The sequence below is a fragment of the Helicobacter ibis genome, from assembly GCF_027859255.1.
GTDB lineage: Bacteria > Campylobacterota > Campylobacteria > Campylobacterales > Helicobacteraceae > Helicobacter_D > Helicobacter_D ibis.
In genome coordinates this window covers 1-253 of record NZ_JAQHXR010000021.1, presented here as the reverse complement: position 1 = coordinate 253, position 253 = coordinate 1, and the positions used below count along the sequence as shown (strand labels likewise).

General features: G+C 25.7%; 1 protein-coding gene. It reads right to left on the bottom strand.

Annotation, left to right across the window (positions count from 1 at the left end; genetic code table 11):
- A partial coding sequence (locus tag PF021_RS08565) for a hypothetical protein (protein ID WP_271022062.1) occupies nt 1-253 on the bottom strand: 253 nt, incomplete at both ends.

The following is a 253-nucleotide window of genomic DNA, read 5'->3' as shown; positions in this document are numbered from 1 at the left end:
AAAGATAGGTTATTTTTTCCTAAAATATAAGCTAAATTGGACTCAAAAATTTTTCTTACTTCACCTAAAGAAATGTTTTCTATGCTTGAAGTGAGTTTTATACTAGTAGTTTTATTGTGTCTGTTAATTAAAGAAAGATCTTTTTTATAAGAAAAGCTAGCAATACTAGCAAGCTTTATACTTTCATTATTATGATTTTTAAGTTCTATTAGCTCTAAACTAGTTGGATTTTGCTTAAAAGCTTCATCAAAGC